We start from the raw sequence: 18,559 nt of genomic DNA on the forward strand, positions 1-18,559 counted from the left end.
GCAAGCAGGTCGTGGATCGGGTTCAGGCGCACCGTTTTTTCCAGGCGCATAACCATGAACGCATCCACCGCCTGCTGCAACTCGCCCCCCCACGGCACAGCCTGCTCCTGGAGCTGCTGCCGTTTCTGTTTCATATCAATGCCAAAGTCCTGCCGGGCTATGTCAATGATGACACCCCGGCCGGGCTGATTGACTACCGGCCGGACAAACTGATTGTTGATCGTGCCCAGCAGCTGGAAAAAAGTTTCCGTTACCGGCGCCGGGCGCTGCGCAGCTATCCGCTGCAGGGCCTGTATTTAATCAACCCTCACGGACTGCTCAGTTACCCGCAACAAGCCCAATTCGAGTTATGGTTGCTCCACAGCCAGCGCGTCAATACCGAGCAAAAAAGCCTGCTCGAGGAAAAACTAAAGCGGATCTGCGACTGGGCTGGCAAGTCTGGACTGCGCTTGCAGCCACGCTTGCTGTCCAGCGAAGATCTTTCTATGGGCAAACTCAGCCACTGGGATCGCGATCAGTTCTACAGCAGCGGCCTGGTGCTGGCCGGCAGCCAACCCTACTGGTGGTTTACCAGTCCCGATGAAGACAGGCATTACGCCGACAGCATCGCTGAGCTGCAGGCACAGCGCATGCTGAACCAGGTCAGCCTGGTGGATTTCGGTGAGGTGACTGAATTTGAGAGCGGGCCTGTATTCCAGCAAGCGTTGGCAGCACTGGATCACAGTCTGGATCATGGCAATCAGCTTCTCAACTTGCATTATCTAGATGCCTGCCTGCAACAGCCGGCAGCGATGTCCTTGGCACCTCGCCTCAAACAGCAGATCTACCTCCAGCAAACTGAGACCGCCGCCCTCGACCCACAGTATCTTCGATTGTTGCAACTGGAGGATATCCAGCCCGCACAAGCGCTGCGCGAGGCGTTCTACCGGCAAAGCCAGGAAAAACTCAGCAAAACGGTGCGTCAGGCCCTGTTGCCCTGGCGTCGCAGCTTTATTGCCAAACTGGCCGAATACTGGCACTGGGATGCCGACTTTCTGCAACAACGCGATGAGGAGTCGGCCAGCCTATCTTTCCGCCGTCAGCAATTCCAGTTACAGGGACAATCCGCTAAGGCCCTGCTGCAACGCCTGCAACAATGGGGGCAGCAACACCATGCACCGGAAACGCTGACATCGCTTCGGCGCAAACATCGGCTGCGCCATGAGCCGGCGCTGGATCAGGTGGCATGCCTGCCGCTGGCAATGCGTCCCGACAGTAATGATGATCGGCTCTACCTGACCCGTTTCAATGACAGCCAGACCTGGTATTTGAGTCGACAAGCCCTCAATAATCCGCGCGGCAATACGCTTTTTCAGCATGACAGCCTGTTGCAGGTTTTAGCTTTTGCGATAGCCAACCGTCTGCTGAGTCGCAGCAACTGGCTCAGCGTGAATGATCAGCAACAAACCATCCGTAGCGCCGATGTGCTGACACTGAGTCAGCAACTGTTAAAAACGCCACTTGCCGAGGGTGATCTGGTCAGTGATGCGTCGACGCTGGCGGCCCCCGAAACTTTTCATCAAGTCTGGTTGTTTATCAACCTGGCACAGCAACCCGAAGACAAACTGGCACGGCAGGGGCTGCAACTGTCCAGCAAGCTCAATGATCCGCTTAATTACAGCTCCAGTCAGCAGAGCCTGGTGTTATCAATAGACGGCCTGGTTCAATCCAGCTTCGGCTTGTTTTACAGCTTCCAGTTCCAGGGTGATGCGGTCGTGCCGGAAACCCTGAGATACCTGTTGTCCTGGCCCCCGTCAGCACAGGCCGCAGTGAAAAGCTGGTGTCCCACTGCGATTTTTGGCCAGGCCATCAGCCAGCGCCTGGATGATCTGCTCGGCGAGCTGTTCTCTGTCTATCATCGCCACACTGAACAGGGTCGCTTTCTACTCGATATTGCCGGTCAGCCCTACCAGCTCAATTGGCAACAGCAGCAAGTCAGCTTTGAACCCAGTCCACGTGCCAGCGATATCTGGCCGGCGCTAGCCAATCAGCGCAGAAGCTTTTCTGCACTGTGGCTGGACCAAAAACTGGATAAAACAGGGCTGCTCAAGACAATACTGCCCTATCAGACCCCCCGCAGCGTGAGCGTCTTTGTTCTGAGTGAAGCGCGCTGGATAAGTTGTTATTTCATCGATGAATTCGGCAACCTGCTACATCAGCAGATTGAGGATTTGAACGAATCCATTTTACTGAGTCACTGGCAGGCTTTTTTGTCGTCGGTCAAACACGGTAATCAACTGCAGCAATTGCGCTTTTACCGGCTCCAACAGCGACAAACTGGGTGGCAAGTCACGCCTTTGGCTTTGCCACAGCATGACAGGGGTTATCTGCCTGTCAGAATCACACAGAGCAGTACCGCCGGGGATGCCAACTGCACCCTGCGCTGCGGCCAGCATCAGTTTGACGGCCGGGCTGATGACCCAGCACTTTTCGCGCCGGTACAAACACTGGTTCAAAATCTGCCGCATAATTATCCGGTACTGATCAGCCAACTGCAGTTTGCCGATGAGGCTTATCATCCGGCCGCCGTCTACATCGAACATAAACTACGCCTGCAACACAGGTTAAATGAGCAAACTGCGAGCTAGGCCTGTCTGCAGACCGCTTTAATTTGGGTATACTGTAGGATTTATATCCAAGCTCAGAGCAAAGCATGATCAAAGTCGGAATTGTAGGGGGCACCGGATACACCGGCGTCGAGTTATTGCGGTTACTGGCCGGCCATCCTGATGTGTCTCTGGAAGTTATCACCTCGCGCAGTGAAGCGGGACTGGCAGTCAGCGACCTGTTTCCCAACCTGCGTGGTCACGTCGATCTGAAATTCAGTGAGCCCGATCCCGATGTGCTGGCGCAATGTGATGTAGTGTTCTTTGCTACCCCGCATACCGTCGCCATGGCGCTGGTGCCGGAGCTGATTAAACGCGGAACCCGCGTTATTGATTTGTCGGCCGACTTCCGACTCAAGGATCAGGCAGTCTGGGAGCATTGGTACAACACCCCGCATACCTGTCCGGAACTGTTTGATATCGCCGTCTACGGCCTGCCGGAAATCAACCGCGAGGCTATCCGCGATGCCCAGTTAGTCGCTGTCCCCGGCTGCTACCCGACCGCGATTGAACTGGGTTTTATGCCGCTTTTGCAGGCAGGCCTGGTTGATTCCGGTCACCTGATTGCCAACGCCACCACCGGAGTCAGCGGTGCCGGACGTAAAGCCGCCATTCCCATGCTGCTGGCAGAAACCAGCGGCAGTTTCAAATCTTATGGTGTCAGCGGCCACCGTCACCTGCCGGAAATCCGCGAGAAGTTATCCGAATACAGCCAGCAAAAGGTTGATCTGACCTTTATTCCCCATCTGGCGCCGATGGTGCGCGGAATTCACGCCACGCTATACGCTCGACTCACCCAGCAGGCTGATCTGCAGGCCCGGTTTGAAGCCCATTTTCAGGATGAGCCTTTTGTTGATGTGATGCCTGCCGGTGCCATGCCTGAAACCCGCAGTGTGGCGGGATCCAATGTCTGCCGCATAGCGGTGCATCAGCCGCAGGACAGCGATACCGTAGTGGTGCTGTCAGTGATTGATAACCTGGTTAAGGGTGCCTCAGGACAGGCTATCCACAATATGAACCTGATGTTCGGTCTGGAGGAGACCAGCGGCATTAACGTCATCGCGACCATGCCCTGATGCTGGACCGGCCTTATATTATTCATCACCGCCGGCCGTATCGCTGTCTGCTAGTGATTCTGCTCAGCCTGGCACTGGGCGTGGTAGCGGTCTGGTACTGGGGTCAGCAGTGGCGCGCGCAGCAACTGGAAAAATTGACCGCATTACAGGCCCAGCATCAGCAGTTGCTGCAGGAGAACCAACGTCTGAGCGAACAGAACCTGGCCCTGAGTACGCAAGTTGAGGACAACAAACAAAGGGATGCCATGCGTGAAGCTACCGATTCGCAACTGGAAGCCGAATTGCAGGCCATGCAGGAGCAAGTGATTGCACTCAATAAAGAATTGCTGTTCTACCAGAATATTACCCAGGGCAATGCCAGCAGCAAATTGCAGGTTCGTGAACTACTTCTGAGACCGGCAGACGCCGATCCGTCAGCCTTTCTCTACAGAATTGTTTTAACTCAGGGTAAACGCATTACCAAGCCGATTGCCGGCGAAGTGCTGCTGACTCTTAACCTCAAAGGTGACGGCGAAGCCCACTCACGCCTGCTTGAAAAACATGATTTGAGCATCCGTCACGTACAAGTGCTTGAGGGCACGGTAAAATTAACAGAGAATGAACAAGCAGAGAGTTTACGGGTTCTGTTGCGACAGGAAGATAAAACCCTGATAGACAAAACATTTGAGTGGGAAGTGACGCCATCTCCCGCACCATGAGGTAAACCATGTTCAAGAAAGACAAACCCAAGAAAAAGAAATCCGTTAACCGTATCGACACGCTGATCGGGCGCCACACCCATATCAAGGGTGATGTCAGTTTCAGTGGCGGCTTACGGGTTGATGGCAGTGTTGAAGGCAATATCAACGCCACAGGTGATGACAACTCGGTGCTGACATTGAGTGATCATGGCCGTATTGATGGTGAGGTGCGTGTGCCCAATGTCATTATCAACGGTGAAGTGAACGGTAATGTGTATGCGTCTCAGCATGTCGAACTCGCGCCCAAGGCGCGCATCAATGGTAATCTATATTACCGCATGCTGGAAATGGCGATGGGAAGTGAAGTGAACGGTCACTTAATCCGCGCCCAGCAGGAGGACGAGAATATCCTCCAGGTTGAACACGAAGTGTTTGATGATGATGCTCAATTTCACCTGGAACAGAAAGCCTCATCGTGAACTTTCAGAGGCTAAATCTTGACTATTTTAGTCAGAATTGGATAATAATTGACCAGTCAACACGAAATCTTTGGAGTTACCTATGACCAGCGAAATGCCCAGCCCGATTCTTTTCACCGAGGCAGCGGCAGCGAAAGTCAGCGATTTGATCGCTGAAGAAGGCAATGATGAACTGAAACTGCGCGTCTTCATTACCGGCGGCGGCTGCTCCGGTTTCCAGTATGGATTCACCTTTGAAGAAGATATCAGTGATGATGACACCAAAGTCGTCAAAGATGGTGTCACCCTGCTGATCGATCCTGCCAGTTACCAGTACCTGGTCGGCGCGGAAATTGATTTCACCGATGGCATTGAAGGTTCACAGTTTGTGATCCGCAATCCGAACGCCACCACCACCTGTGGTTGTGGTTCGTCGTTCTCACCTTAAGACGCCATTGAACCAACACAAACCGGTGCGGCGCTGCCCCACCGGTTTTTTTATGCGCGTTTTTCGCAGTCATTGTCTGCCACCGTAGGCTTGGTTATGCTTGAGACGACTGAGAAGGAGTAAAGCATGTTTTCCAAATGGCAGTGGTTGCTGACCCAACTGACCCGTACCCTGTGGCTGCGTGCTTCTCTGTTTGCTCTGCTCGCTGTAACCACAGCATTAATCGCGATCCCGGTCGAGCGCTTTATAACCGAGCCGTTTCCCTACAGCATCGGTGCCGAGTCAGTCGGCGATATCCTCAATATTCTGGCCTCCAGCATGCTGGCAGTGACCACCTTCTCTCTCAGCGTAATGGTCTCGGCCTACACCGCCGCCAGCTCCGGCGCCACGCCGCGGGCAACCCAACTGGTGCGTCAGGATTCCACTACCCAGAATGTGCTGGCAACTTTTATCGGCTCCTTCCTGTTCAGTCTGGTCGGTATCATTGCACTGAGCACCGGCGTCTATGGGGATAACGGCCGCTTGATCCTGTTTGTGGTGACCATCGGTATTATCGTTCTTATTGTTGTCACCATACTGCGCTGGATTGAGCACCTGTCACGGCTGGGACGGCTGGGTGAAACCACCAACCGGGTGGAACAGGTGGCCAGTCAGGCCGTACAGCAGCGGATTGATTATCCTTGCCTCGGTGCGCGCCGACTGGACTGGGATAATATGCCCGCCTATCTTGAGAACGCGATTTATCCCGACAATACCGGTTATATTCAGCATATCGATATCGGCAAGCTCAACCGCTGTGCCGAGCAGGCTGAAGCCGAAATCACCGTGTTAGCCGAGCCCGGCCAGTTTATCCACCCGGCCGAAGCCGCTGTCTGCTTCAGTGGTGAACTGACTGATGAGCTAGAAAACACGATTCGCTCTGCGTTCACGGTCGGTAATGAACGCTCTTTCGACCAGGATCCGCGTTTTGGACTGTCAGTGCTGGCTGAAATTGCCTCGCGGGCTTTATCACCTGCAGTCAATGATCCCGGTACAGCGATTGATATTGTCAGCCGTGCGGTGCGGATCCTGGAACCCTGGCGAGAGCACCTCTCCATCGATGACAGTCATGAAGACATTATTTACCCGCATGTTCGGATTGCCGAAATCAAACTGGAGGATCTGTTTGACGATGTGTTTCTGCCGATAGCACGTGATGGTGCAGCACTGATAGAAATTCAGCTGCGCCTGCAAAAATCACTACTGGCACTCAAGCAGCTTTGCCCCCAGTGTTTTGCCGAGCAAGTAGAACGTCACTCTGAAATGGCTTTCGAGCGTGCCCGCCATGCGCTGACCCTGGAAGCCGATCAGCAGCGCCTGCGGCGGATCGTCGATCAAATCCAGTCCTGTCTGAATTAAAAATTTAGTCTGTTTACAGCACATACCGATCGGTATATCATGAATGAACGTTCATTCATAACTCAGGTAACACCATGGCTCAAACCGCCGCCACCGATAAAAAACAACGCATTCTTGAGGCCACCTTACAGCTTCTGGCCCGCTGCGGTTTTCATGGGTTTTCGATGAAACAGTTGGCCACAGAAGCCGGGGTCGCCACCGGCACCATTTATCTGTATTTCCGCGATCGCGAGGCGCTGATCGCCGAGCTTCACAGCATTATTATCAGCGCCTTTGCCGAGGCGGCGTTTGCCGATTTTAATGCGCAGCGTCCACTGAAACAGCAATACCAGCGGATCTGCGCCAACATCTGGCAGTTCTGCATTGAAAACCGCTCTGTCACGTTGAGCAAGGCACAGTTTGATCACCTGCCCACAGATGTATTGCGCAGCCAGCGCAGCGATGCCTGGCAGCAGTTTCAACCGCTGCGTGACTTGTTTCAGCAGGGCCGCGACAACGGCCAGATCAAAAACCTGCCTGATGATGTTTTGGGCAGCCTGAGTTTTGAACCCTATATGTACATGGCCAGTCAGCAATTACTGGATGTCATTAATGTCGATCAGACACAGCTTCAGCAAATCATGGATGCATCCTGGGATGCTATTGCCACAGAAACCGGACAGGCCGCGGGGTAGGAGTAAATGATGAAACAATTAATTCAATGGCCCCTGCTGGGCTTGTTGCTGCTGGGCCTTGCCGCCTGCCAGCAGGAAGAGGCTTCACCGTCTGCCAATGCACAGACGCCCGCTGCCACACCGGTCAATGTGGTCACGCTGAAAGCTCAAGCTGTGACCCTGACCCGCTCTTTACCGGCCCGGACCGTAGCGCTGCGCAAGGCCGAGGTGCGGCCACAGGTGAACGGTATTATTGAAAAACGCTTATTTGAGGAAGGCGCTCAGGTGGAAGCCGATCAGCATTTGTATCAGATTGAACCGGCGCTGTTTGAAGCGAATCTGGCTAATGCCGAAGCCGGACTGGTGCGGGCCAGGGCCGCTTTGACCACCGCTAAAGCGCGTGAGACCCGTTATAAAAACCTGTTGGATGACAAAGCCATCAGCCGCCAGGAATACGATGATGCGTTGGCGACGTTCCAGCAGGCACAGGCAGAGATTCAGGTGCAGCAGGCTGCGGTCAAAACCGCGCAGACTAACCTCGGCTATACCAAAGTGACCGCGCCGATTGCCGGTCGTATTGGTAAATCCAATGTGACTGAGGGTGCCCTGGTCACCGCTCAGCAGGCCGCTGTGATGGCCACGATTCACCAGCTTGACCCGATTTATGTGGATATTGCCCAACCTTCCAAAGAGCTGCTGGCGCTGCGCAAGAAAATTATCGATCGCGAGCTGGATCAACAGTCCGCGCCCACCGTGAAACTGACACTGGAGGATGGCAGCCAGTATCCACTCGAAGGCAAGCTACAGTTTGCCGAGGTAGATGTCGATCCCTCGACCGGTGACGTGGTGCTGCGTGCCATTATGCCCAACCCTGAGCAACTACTGTTACCGGGCATGTTTGTCCGCGCTGAAATTATTGAGGGCGAACTCGATAATGCCATTTTGGCACCACAAAAAGGTATTACCTTCAATCGTCAGGGTGAGGCCAGCGCCCTGGTGGTTAACGACAATCAGCAGGTTGAGGCACGCCAGCTGAAACTGGGCCGTGCCATTGGTGATAACTGGCTGGTGCAGTCCGGACTTGAGGATGGGGAACAACTTATCGTCGCCGGGCTGCAGAAAGTAAGTCCGGGCGCCGATGTCCAGATTGATCAAAATCAGCAGCAGACCGCGCAGGGAGAGCAGTAATGGCGCGCTTTTTTATCGACCGCCCGGTCTTTGCCTGGGTCATTGCCATTATCATCATGCTGGCCGGGGTGCTGGCAATCATTCAGTTGCCGGTCTCGCAATACCCTGATGTGGCCCCGCCTTCGGTAGAGATCCGCACCACCTATCCCGGTGCTTCTGCCAAAACAGTGGAAGATTCCGTCATTCAGGTACTCGAACAGAACCTGACCGGCATCGACAATGTGCTCTATATGTCGGCCACCAGTGATTCCACCGGTGTCGGCCAGTTAACCATCACCTTTGAGGCCGGCACTGATCCCGATATTGCCCAGGTGCAGGTACAGAACAAACTGCAGGGTGCAATGCCGCTGTTGCCCCAGGAAGTGCAGGAACAGGGGATCCGCGTAACCAAGTCTTCGACCGGTTTCTTGATGGTACTGGGGTTTGTCTCATCCGACGGCAGTATGGATAAATACGATATCGCCGATTTTGTCGGTGCTAATATCCAGGATCCCTTGAGCCGGGTTGATGGTGTAGGCCGTATTCAAATCTTCGGATCCCAGTACGCCATGCGGATCTGGCTCAATCCGGAAAGACTCAGTCACTATAAACTGACCACCAGCGAAGTCGTGACCGCTATCCGTGCCCAGAATGTGCAGGTGGCAGCCGGCGAACTGGGCGGCGCGCCAGCGGTCGAGGGTCAGCAGTTCAATGCCAATATCGTGGTACAGACCCGCCTGGAAACCCCGGAAGAATTCAGCAATATCATCCTGCGGGTCAATGAAGATGGGTCACGTATTCTGCTCGGCGATGTCGCCCGCGTCGAACTGGGCGGCGAAAACTATCAGTACGAGACCGAGTACAACAAACAACCAGCAGCTGGCCTGGGTATCTCGCTGGCATCGGGTGCGAATGCGCTGGAAACGGCAGCGAACGTCCGCGAACGTATTGATCAACTGGAAGCATTTTTCCCCGCCGGTCTCGACGTCGTTTATCCCTACGACACCACCCCGTTTGTCAGGCTGTCGATTGAAGGCGTGATTCACACCCTGATTGAAGCCATCGTACTGGTGTTCTGTGTCATGTATCTGTTTTTGCAGAATTTTCGTGCCACGCTGATCCCGACTATCGCCGTGCCGGTGGTGTTGCTGGGTACCTTTGCCATTCTTTATGCCTTCGGCTTTTCGATTAACACGCTGACCATGTTTGCCATGGTGCTGGCCATCGGCCTGTTGGTCGATGACGCCATCGTGGTGGTGGAAAACGTCGAGCGGGTGATGCACGAAGACGGGCTCTCGCCGAGAGAAGCCACCCGCAAGTCGATGGGCCAGATCACCGGTGCTTTGGTGGGGATTGCACTGGTGTTGTCAGCAGTGTTTGTCCCCATGGCTTTCTTTGGTGGCTCCACCGGTGTCATCTATCGTCAGTTTTCCATAGCGGTGGTATCAGCGATGGCGTTATCAGTACTGGTGGCCTTAACGCTGAGTCCGGCTTTGTGCGCGGCCATGCTCAAGCCGACCAATGCCGATCATTATCAGCGCAAGGGCTTTTTCGGCTGGTTCAACCGCGTATTCAACTCTGCCACGCAGCGCTATCAGAATAGTGTTGGCCATATGATTGGCCGCACCGGCCGTTATATGCTGATTTACCTGCTGATCGTGGTCGGCCTGGCGTTAATCTTCAACCGTCTGCCGGGCTCATTCCTGCCTGATGAAGATCAGGGCCTGATGTTCAACCAGATGGTCTTACCGGCCAATGCTTCCAAGGATCGGTCGATGGCAGTGATGGACAAAATCGAGGATTATTTCCTGGAGCAGGAAGCAGACAATGTCGAATCCGTGTTCTCGGTCATCGGCTTCAGCTTCGGTGGCCGTGGCCAGAATAACGGGCTTGCCTTTATCAATATGAAAGACTGGGATGAACGGCCGTTAGCGGAACAGGAAGTGCAGCAGGTCGCAGCCCGTGCCAATGGCTTTTTTGCCACACTGAAAAATGCCATGGCCTTTGCCATCGCGCCACCGCCGATTCGTGAACTGGGCAACTCCAGCGGCTTTGACCTGCAACTACAGGATCTGGGCGGTCTGGGTCACCAGAAATTGATGGAAGCGCGTAATCAGTTGCTGGGACTGGCAGCGCAGGAGCCACTTCTGACCGGCGTCAGACCCAATGGCCAGGAAGATACGCCACAGTTCAAACTTGACGTGGATCACACCAAGGCGGCGGCCTTCGGAGTCTCGCTCAGCGATATCAACAACACTTTCAACACCGCCTGGGCATCTAGCTACGTCAATGACTTTATCGACAATGGCCGCATTAAAAAAGTCTACGTACAGGGTGATGCCCCCTACCGAATGATGCCCGAAGATGTCGGCGAGTGGTATTTACGCAATGACAATAATGAAATGGTATCAATGGCCTCGTTGACTGAAGGCCGCTGGATTTATGGCTCACCCAGGCTCGAACGCTATAACGGCGTGTCGTCCGTCAATATCCAGGGGGAAGGCGCACCCGGTGTCAGCTCCGGTGATGCCATGCTGGCCATGGAGTCACTGATTGAACAACTACCGGAGGGCATAGGCTATCAATGGACAGGCCTGTCGCTGCAGGAGCGTGAATCCGGTGATCAGGCCCCGTTATTGTATGCATTGTCGATCTTGGTCGTCTTCCTGTGCCTGGCCGCGCTTTATGAGAGCTGGTCCGTGCCGTTCTCGGTGATGCTGGTGATCCCGCTGGGCGTGCTCGGGGCGGTGCTTTTTGCCATGGCGCGGGGGCTGTCCAACGATGTCTATTTCCAGGTTGGCCTGTTGACGACCATTGGTCTGGCATCCAAGAACGCGATTTTGATCGTGGAATTTGCCAAGGCCTTGTATGAAGACGGCATGGAGCTGATTGAGGCCACGCTGGAGGCGGTCAGAATGCGTCTACGCCCGATTATTATGACCTCAATGGCCTTCATGCTGGGCGTGACACCGCTGATGATTGCCAGTGGTGCCGGCTCCGGCAGTCAGAACGCTATCGGCACCAGCGTGTTCGGCGGCGTATTCACCGCTACCGTGCTGGCCGTGTTCTTTATCCCGGTGTTCTTTGTGGTGGTCTTTAAACTGGCCGATAAGCTGAGTGGCCGCAACAAAAAAGTCGAGAACCCGCAGGAGACGCAGGCATGAAGGTATTGAGCAGAACCTCGCTGATTATGGGGCTGATAGCAGGCCTTTCCGCCTGCTCACTGATGCCGGATTATCAGCAGCCCGACCCGGACGTTGCTTTGGCTGACACCGGAGCGACGAATGAAACGGCTGCCGCTGAACTGGGCTGGCGTGAATTCTTCCAGGATCCGTCCCTGCAGGCGATGATTGAACGGGCACTTGACAACAACCGCGAGTTAGAGGCCGCCTCGCTAAGCGTGCAGCAACTGCAGGCCCAGTACCGGATTCAGCGCGCTGCCAGACTGCCGGCTGTGGATGCCGAGGCGGCAGCCAGTCGCTCACGCACACCGGAGTCGCTGAGCTTTACCGGTGATAGCGGCATTAACGAGCAATACAGTGTTGGCCTGGGTATTACCAACTGGGAAATTGATTTCTTCGGCCGTCTCGACAGCCTGTCACAATCAGCTTTGCAGCAGTATTTTGCCAGCCAGGCAGCCCGTAACAATATTCAGCTCAGCCTGGTGGCCCAGGTCGCTGATGCCTGGTATAGCTGGCAGGCGGCGCGCGCCCAGTATCAACTGGCAGTCGATACTCGCGAAGTCCGTGAAGAAAGTTACCGGTTGATTCAAAAGCGCTTCGATAACGGCCTCGCCTCAGAGCTGGACCTGCGCCAGTCTGAGACCGCCGTGCATGAAGCGCGGGTGTTGGAGGCTCAATACCGGCAACAGGCAAACCAGTTTTTTACCACGCTACAGCTTTTAACTGGTGACACGCTGGACAAACAACACTGGCAGGCTGAGTGGCATGAAATCGGTGAGATTCAGGCTATTCCTGCCGACTTGTCATCAGCAGTTCTGTTGCAGCGACCCGATGTGTTACAGGCCGAACACCAAATCAAATCCGCCAATGCCGATATCGGTGCTGCGCGGGCAGCCTTTTTTCCCAGGATCAGCCTGACCACCAGTCTGGGACTGGCCGGGAGTGCGCCGGCGCAACTGACCGAGACCAGCAGCCGTCAGTGGCAGATTGCACCGCAGTTCAGCCTGCCGCTGCTGGACTGGGGCGTGAATCAGGCCAACCTTGATGTCGCCGAGTTACAGAAAGATATCAATATCGCCAACTATCAACTCGTGATTCAGCAGGCTTTCAAGGAAGTGCGTGATGAAATGGAAGCCCGCATCACGTTGGATGATCAGTTTCAGGCACAGCATGACCTGACAACAGCCACCCAGCGCAGTCTTGAACTGGCGCGCACGCGTTTCGATGCCGGCGTCGACAGTTATCTGGATGTACTGGATGCCCAGCGTAGCTCAATCAATAGTCAGTTAAATCTGATTGATATCCGCCTGCAAGGTCTGCGTAATCAACTAACGATCTATAAAGCGCTGGGTGGCGGCCTGCTGGAAACCACCGTCAACGCGGAGTTGGCAAAATAGCAGCGTTTAATTTAAGCTGAGCCGGAACCTGACCAAAACAAGGAGACAGCAATGGGTTTAGAAGTAGGTGGTTTACTCGGTCTAATCTGGCTGATTATTGTTATCTGGGCCATTATCAAAGTCGCCAACAGTCCTGCCGGCGGCGGTGCCAAAATTCTGTGGATTTTGATCCTGTTGTTGTTCCCGTTGATCGGCTTGATCATCTGGTTCTTCCTGGGGCCCAAGGGCTAGCGGATAACCACAAAAAAAGGGGCTGAAAAGCCCCTTTTTTATTACCTGACTATTCTTTATCAAGCCAGATGTTCCTTCAGCAGCCCCGGCTGACGTTCAGGGGTGAAGATTTCAATCCAGTAGCCATCCGGATCCTGGATAAAGGCAATACCTTTCATCTTGCCGTCATTGGGCTTTTTCACAAAAGGCACGCCGAACTCTTCAAAGCGGGCACAGGCCGCATCAATATCCGGCACGGCAAAACCGATATGGCCAAAGCCTCGCGGATCACTGTTGCCATTGTGATAGCTGACATCATCCTTGTCTTCATCGCCCCAGTTATGGGTCAGTTCCAGCATCGCCGGCATGGCAAAAGTCTGTTTGATGCGCTCATCGTTATCCTCGGAAATCGCCTTGGCCTGTTCCGGTGACAAAGCGGCCATAAAATACAGCGTGAATTCCATCGCTGGAAAATCAAAACGTTTGACCAGCGTCATGCCCATCACTTCACTGTAAAACTTGAGCGTACGCTCGGGGTCTTTGATACGAAACATGGTCTGGTTAAACACAAAGTCATGCGTCGCCGGATCATGGTTCTCGGTCAGGCCTTTAGCCTCGTCAAAATGTCTGCTCATGCTGTCCTCCTCTATAAATAACTAGGTTTCCTGCCTGCTTTGCGCCGGGCGTGAAAAATAACGCTGGCTTTCCTGTTTCACCACTTTCGATAGCAGCAGGATGCCAATCAGGTTTGGAATCGCCATCAGGCCGTTCATCAGATCGGAAAAATTCCAGACGAAGCTGAGTTCACGGGTCGCCCCCACCATCACCACCAGCACAAAAACAATACGGAATGCCGTAATGGCTTTATCGTTGAACAGATATTCAATCGCTTTTTCACCGTAATAACTCCAACCCAGCAAGGTGGAAAATGCAAACAGCGCGGTGCTGATGGCGACAATAATGGTGCCGGTGTCGCCCAGGGTTTGGGCAAAGCTGAGGCTGGTCAGAATACCGGCACTGACGCCCTCACGCCAAACATCAGCGGTCAGGATGACCAGTGCCGTGGCGGTACAGACTACCAGCGTATCAATAAAGGTCTGCGTCATCGATACCAAAGCCTGCTTGACCGGATCTTTGGTGCGGGCTGCAGCCGCGGCAATCGGTGCTGAGCCCAGGCCGGACTCGTTGGAAAACACACCGCGGGCCACACCATAGCGAATGGCAGCCGCGACTGCGGCACCGGCAAAACCACCACCGGCGGCAATCGGATTAAAGGCGTGCCAGAAAATCAGGCCGAAAGCTTCGGGCACTTCACTGGCATTGAGGACAATGACCACCAGGGCGGTGCCCAGATAAGCCACGATCATAAACGGCACCAGCATCGAGGTGAAACGGCCGATGGAGCGAATACCGCCGATCAACACCAACCCGGTCAGGATCATCAGGATGCCGCCGGTCGTCCACTCGGCCAGGCCAAAGACTTCATTCATCACAGCAGCCGCTGAATTGGCCTGGGTCATATTGCCGATACCGAAAGCAGCACAAGCGGTAAACAAGGCAAACAGCCAACCCAGCCAGGGCAGTCCCGCCCCTTTGGCGATGTAGTACATGGGGCCGCCACGCATGCCCTTGTCACCCTGCTCACGGTAGCGCACCGCCAGCAAAGCCTCAGCATACTTGGTCGCCATGCCTACTAGGCCGGTCACCCACATCCAGAAAACGGCCCCGGGACCGCCCAGGGTGATCGCCGTGGCCACGCCGACGATATTACCAATCCCCACCGTGGCTGCCAGCGCCGTGGTTAAGGCAGCAAAGTGACTGATATCACCTTCTGCCTTGGCCTCTTTATCAAACACTAGCCGAAAAGCATGGCCTAAAGCGCGAAACTGCAGGCCCTTGAGTATGATCGTCAGGTACACACCCGTGCCGACCAGCAATATCAGCATCGGTGGGCCCCAGACCCAGCCAGACATGACCGACACCCAGTGTGATATCAGTTCCATCACCACTTTTCCTTCAATTAAGTTTTAGTGAAGTTAAGTGGAGATCAGGCTGCCTGTCAAACTGCCTTCGAAGCCCGCACAGTCAGGTGAGACTCAGACGATATCATCGACCACACCGCCATCAACCCGAAGCGCTGCACCACTGGTGGCCGAAGCCTGGGACGAGCAGACGTAAACCACCATATTTGCCACTTCTTCCACCGATGCAGGGCGTTGAATTACTGAACTGGGCCGCTGGGCCATAACAAATTCCTTGCCCAGTTGATCGATGCTTTTGCCTGTGCTTTCTGCTTCATCGGCAAACAGCGCATCGAATCCATCTGACCGCGTCGGACCAGGCAACACGCTGTTAACGGTAATGCCGCTACCCGCCAGTTTTTTGGCCAGCCCGCGGGAAAGCGATAATTGCGCGGTTTTGGAGACTCCGTAATGAATCATATCGGCAGGAATGTTGCGTGCCGATTCAGATGAAATAAACACTATCCGGCCCCAGTCCTTGTTTTGCATGCTTTCAATATAATGCCGTGACAGGCGCACCCCTGACATCACATTGGTCTGCCAGTAGCGATCCCAGGTCGCATCATCGGTATCGAAAAAGTCCAGCATGCCGTAAATACCGGCATTATTAACCAGAATATCGACTTCAGGCACTTGGCTTATCAACGCATCGCATCCTTCAACCGTGCCCAGATCAGCTACAGCGCCGCTGATGACAGCCTTCGGCAATGTCGCTTGCAACCGCTCAATTGCCCGATCCACTGATGTCTGACTGCGGCCATTAATAGTCACACTGGCCCCCGCGGCAGCCAAACCCTGTGCTATCCCGAAACCAATACCGCCACTGGATGCGGTGATCAAAGCCGTTTTGCCTGTGAAATCAATCTGCATTATTGCCTCCCAATACTGAAATCAAAACGATGGGCATTATTGTAGGCCTCGGTTACAATTGATTAAACAGAGATAATCTAAATTAACTATTTCCAATAATGCAACAATGAAACGTATCGACGATTTACTGGCCTTACGCGTGTTCGAACGCATTAGCAGCCTTGGCAGTCTGACTGAAGCTGCCCGTGATCTGGGTCTGTCGCTGGCCGTGGTGAGCAAACGTCTGGCAAAACTGGAACAGCAGTTGGGCTGTCAGTTAATTCATCGTAATACCCGCAAACTCACTATCAGTGATGAAGGCCGGCAGCTGGAAAAATATGCCCGTCGCATCATTGCCGAGCTGGAACAGGCAGAAGAAGCCCTCAGCGATACCCAGCTGACACTATCCGGCCCACTCAGGATTACCGCCCCCAATAGTTTTGGTCATCGCCACCTGATTGCTTTGTTGGCCCGCTTCCATCAGCTTTATCCGGCTGTTGAAATACAGTTACAGCTCAGCGATGAGGTTGAGGATTTGATTACTGATGACATCGATATTGCCATCCGTTACGGTGAGTTACCCGACTCAAGGCTTGTTGCCCGGCGCCTGCTGGATAACAAACGTATTCTCTGTGCCTCACCCGCTTACCTGGCACGGCATGGCATGCCTGAGACACTGCAGCAGTTGCAAAACCACCGACTGATTGTGTTCAGCCGTCAACAGGGGCGTGAGTGGCGGTTTGACGGAGAGACGGTGGATATTAACCATGCCACAATCTGTAACGATGGTGAAGCTGCCCATATCATGGCGCTTAGCGGCATGGGGATTGTGCGTAAATCCTACTGGGATGTTGCCGAAGATCTGGCCACGGGCACATTACAAACCGTGCTTGCCGACACGGTCTGGTGGGATGCGCCGATTCACGTGGTATATCTGCGTAATCCACACCAGCCCCGGCGTATCAGCCTGTTTATTGAGTTTTTAACGGAGAATATGCGAGCCTTGCAGCGCTCGGCCGAGGCGCCGTGAATTACTTGCCGATGCAGAAACTGGAGAAGATATGATCCAGCAGATCCTCGGTGGTGAAGGTACCGGTAATCTCGCCTAATGCATTTTGCGCCTGGCGCAGTTCCTCAGCCAGCAGTTCACCGGCGCCCATACCGGCCAGACAGTCATAACCATTTTCAATTGCCTGTCGGGCCCGCCCCAAGGCATCGAGGTGACGACGACGGGCGATAAACACGCCCTCTTCCTCGGGGTGAAAGCCCACCGCCTCAAACAGGTGCTGACGAAGCAGATCAATGCCATCGCCGCTTTTGGCACAAAGGAAAATAGTCGGCCGGCCATCTTCTGTGCTTTCACCGGCTTCGCGGCCACTTTGATCGATCTTGTTACGGATTACCGTCAGTGGTTTATCAGCCGGCATGTCAGCGAGGATTTTCTTATCCTGCTCGGTCATGCCCTGGCTGTCATCGATGATCAACAGAATATGATCGGCCTGCGCCAGTTCATTCTGGGTGCGGCGTATGCCTTCCAGTTCGACAATATCATCAGTGGCTTCATGCAGACCCGCAGTATCGGAAATACGCAGCGGCAGACCATCCAGGTGGATCTGTTCGCGAAGTACATCACGGGTAGTACCAGCGACATCGGTGACAATCGCTGCATCATGCCCGGCAAGCTGATTATGCAGACTGGATTTACCGGCATTGGGCTGGCCGGCTAACACCACGCTAATGCCTTCACGCAGCAAGCGACCCTGACGGGCGCTGCCGGTAATGCCATCGAGCGTTTTCAAGAGATCCTGCAGTTGCTGATCCACCTGAGCCTCGGCAAGAAAGTCGATTTCCTCATCAGCAAAATCAATCGAAGCTTCAACGTACATACGCAGGTGAGTCAGTTCTTGCAGAAAGGCATTAATGCGCTTGGAGAAGTCACCCTGCAGCGAGCGCACCGCACTGCGGGCGGCCTGCTCGGTAGAGCTTTCAATCAGATCAGCCACAGCCTCGGCCTGGGCCAGATCCATTTTATTATTCAGGAATGCGCGTTCAGAGAATTCACCGGGACGGGCCATACGGGCGCCCAGTTCAATGGCGCGTTGGCACAGCTTATCCATCACCATCGGACTGCCATGCCCCTGCAATTCCACCACATCTTCACCGGTAAACGAGGCCGGACCGGGGAAATACAAGACAATGCCGCTATCGATGACTTCGCTTTCCGCATCACGGAAATGGGTAAACTTGGCGAAGCGTGGCTCAGGCAATTTACCGCAGATGGTGCGGGCGATATCAGCGGCCTGTTTGCCGGAGAGCCTGACCACGCCCACACCACCGCGCCCGGGCGCGGTGGCGACTGCGACAATGCTATCCAT

Annotated in this window: 16 protein-coding genes; 12 read left to right on the forward strand and 4 right to left on the reverse strand. The window is 54.4% G+C overall.

Annotation, left to right across the window (positions count from 1 at the left end):
- Positions 1–11: 11 nt before the first annotated feature.
- The 11 genes from Q0X64_RS03760 to Q0X64_RS03810 all read left to right on the forward strand — a co-directional run bounded on the left by Q0X64_RS03760 (position 12) and on the right by Q0X64_RS03810 (position 13,335).
- Positions 12–2,627, forward strand: a complete 2,616-nt coding sequence (locus Q0X64_RS03760; RefSeq protein WP_297809192.1) for a class I adenylate cyclase — start codon at positions 12–14, stop codon at positions 2,625–2,627.
- A gap of 65 nt (positions 2,628–2,692) precedes the next feature.
- A complete protein-coding gene (argC, locus tag Q0X64_RS03765; RefSeq protein ID WP_297809194.1) occupies positions 2,693–3,721 on the forward strand; it encodes an N-acetyl-gamma-glutamyl-phosphate reductase in 1,029 nt (342 codons plus the stop codon).
- On the forward strand, positions 3,721–4,419 hold the full coding sequence (locus tag Q0X64_RS03770; protein WP_297809196.1) for a DUF6776 family protein: 699 nt from the start codon (positions 3,721–3,723) through the stop codon (positions 4,417–4,419). Before argC ends, Q0X64_RS03770 begins: the two co-directional genes overlap by 1 nt.
- An 8-nt stretch (positions 4,420–4,427) precedes the next feature.
- Complete coding sequence (locus Q0X64_RS03775; protein WP_297809198.1) at positions 4,428–4,880, forward strand: polymer-forming cytoskeletal protein; 453 nt, start codon at positions 4,428–4,430, stop codon at positions 4,878–4,880.
- Between the two features lie 82 nt (positions 4,881–4,962).
- Positions 4,963–5,307 carry an iron-sulfur cluster insertion protein ErpA gene (gene erpA, locus Q0X64_RS03780; protein WP_297809200.1) on the forward strand — a complete coding sequence of 115 codons (345 nt, stop codon included), beginning with the start codon at positions 4,963–4,965 and terminating at the stop codon, positions 5,305–5,307.
- A gap of 126 nt (positions 5,308–5,433) precedes the next feature.
- Positions 5,434–6,705: a DUF2254 domain-containing protein gene (locus Q0X64_RS03785; RefSeq protein WP_297809201.1), complete on the forward strand. Its 1,272-nt coding sequence runs from the start codon at positions 5,434–5,436 to the stop codon at positions 6,703–6,705.
- Positions 6,706–6,779: 74 nt separating this feature from the next.
- Positions 6,780–7,379 carry a TetR/AcrR family transcriptional regulator gene (locus Q0X64_RS03790; RefSeq protein WP_297809203.1) on the forward strand — a complete coding sequence of 200 codons (600 nt, stop codon included), beginning with the start codon at positions 6,780–6,782 and terminating at the stop codon, positions 7,377–7,379.
- Positions 7,380–7,388: 9 nt separating this feature from the next.
- Complete coding sequence (locus Q0X64_RS03795; protein ID WP_297809204.1) at positions 7,389–8,546, forward strand: efflux RND transporter periplasmic adaptor subunit; 1,158 nt, start codon at positions 7,389–7,391, stop codon at positions 8,544–8,546.
- Positions 8,546–11,689 (forward strand): efflux RND transporter permease subunit, encoded by a 3,144-nt coding sequence (locus tag Q0X64_RS03800; protein WP_297809206.1) that lies wholly within the window; start codon positions 8,546–8,548, stop codon positions 11,687–11,689. The genes Q0X64_RS03795 and Q0X64_RS03800 overlap by 1 nt, the downstream gene beginning before the upstream one ends.
- Positions 11,686–13,104, forward strand: coding sequence for an efflux transporter outer membrane subunit (locus Q0X64_RS03805; protein WP_297809207.1), 1,419 nt, complete (start codon positions 11,686–11,688; stop codon positions 13,102–13,104). Before Q0X64_RS03800 ends, Q0X64_RS03805 begins: the two co-directional genes overlap by 4 nt.
- 51 nt (positions 13,105–13,155) lie before the next feature.
- A complete protein-coding gene (locus Q0X64_RS03810) occupies positions 13,156–13,335 on the forward strand; it encodes a PLDc N-terminal domain-containing protein (protein ID WP_297809209.1) in 180 nt (59 codons plus the stop codon).
- 59 nt (positions 13,336–13,394) lie between these two features.
- On the opposite strand, the gene gloA is transcribed toward Q0X64_RS03810, so the two are convergent.
- The 3 genes from gloA to Q0X64_RS03825 all read right to left on the reverse strand — a co-directional run bounded on the left by gloA (position 13,395) and on the right by Q0X64_RS03825 (position 16,205).
- Complete coding sequence (gene gloA / locus Q0X64_RS03815; RefSeq protein WP_366517483.1) at positions 13,395–13,868, reverse strand: lactoylglutathione lyase; 474 nt, start codon at positions 13,866–13,868, stop codon at positions 13,395–13,397.
- A gap of 102 nt (positions 13,869–13,970) precedes the next feature.
- Positions 13,971–15,317: a sodium:alanine symporter family protein gene (locus Q0X64_RS03820; protein WP_297809213.1), complete on the reverse strand. Its 1,347-nt coding sequence runs from the start codon at positions 15,315–15,317 to the stop codon at positions 13,971–13,973.
- 93 nt (positions 15,318–15,410) lie between these two features.
- On the reverse strand, positions 15,411–16,205 hold the full coding sequence (locus Q0X64_RS03825; protein WP_297809215.1) for an SDR family oxidoreductase: 795 nt from the start codon (positions 16,203–16,205) through the stop codon (positions 15,411–15,413).
- A gap of 106 nt (positions 16,206–16,311) precedes the next feature.
- Here Q0X64_RS03825 and Q0X64_RS03830 point away from each other — a divergent pair, with 106 nt between their 5' ends.
- Complete coding sequence (locus tag Q0X64_RS03830) at positions 16,312–17,214, forward strand: LysR family transcriptional regulator (protein WP_297809218.1); 903 nt, start codon at positions 16,312–16,314, stop codon at positions 17,212–17,214.
- Position 17,215: 1 nt separating this feature from the next.
- Here the strand turns inward: Q0X64_RS03830 and mnmE are convergent, their stop codons facing one another.
- Positions 17,216–18,559 (reverse strand): tRNA uridine-5-carboxymethylaminomethyl(34) synthesis GTPase MnmE, encoded by a 1,344-nt coding sequence (gene mnmE / locus Q0X64_RS03835; RefSeq protein ID WP_297809220.1) that lies wholly within the window; start codon positions 18,557–18,559, stop codon positions 17,216–17,218.

Source organism: uncultured Methylophaga sp. (assembly GCF_947259025.1).
Taxonomy (GTDB): domain Bacteria; phylum Pseudomonadota; class Gammaproteobacteria; order Nitrosococcales; family Methylophagaceae; genus Methylophaga.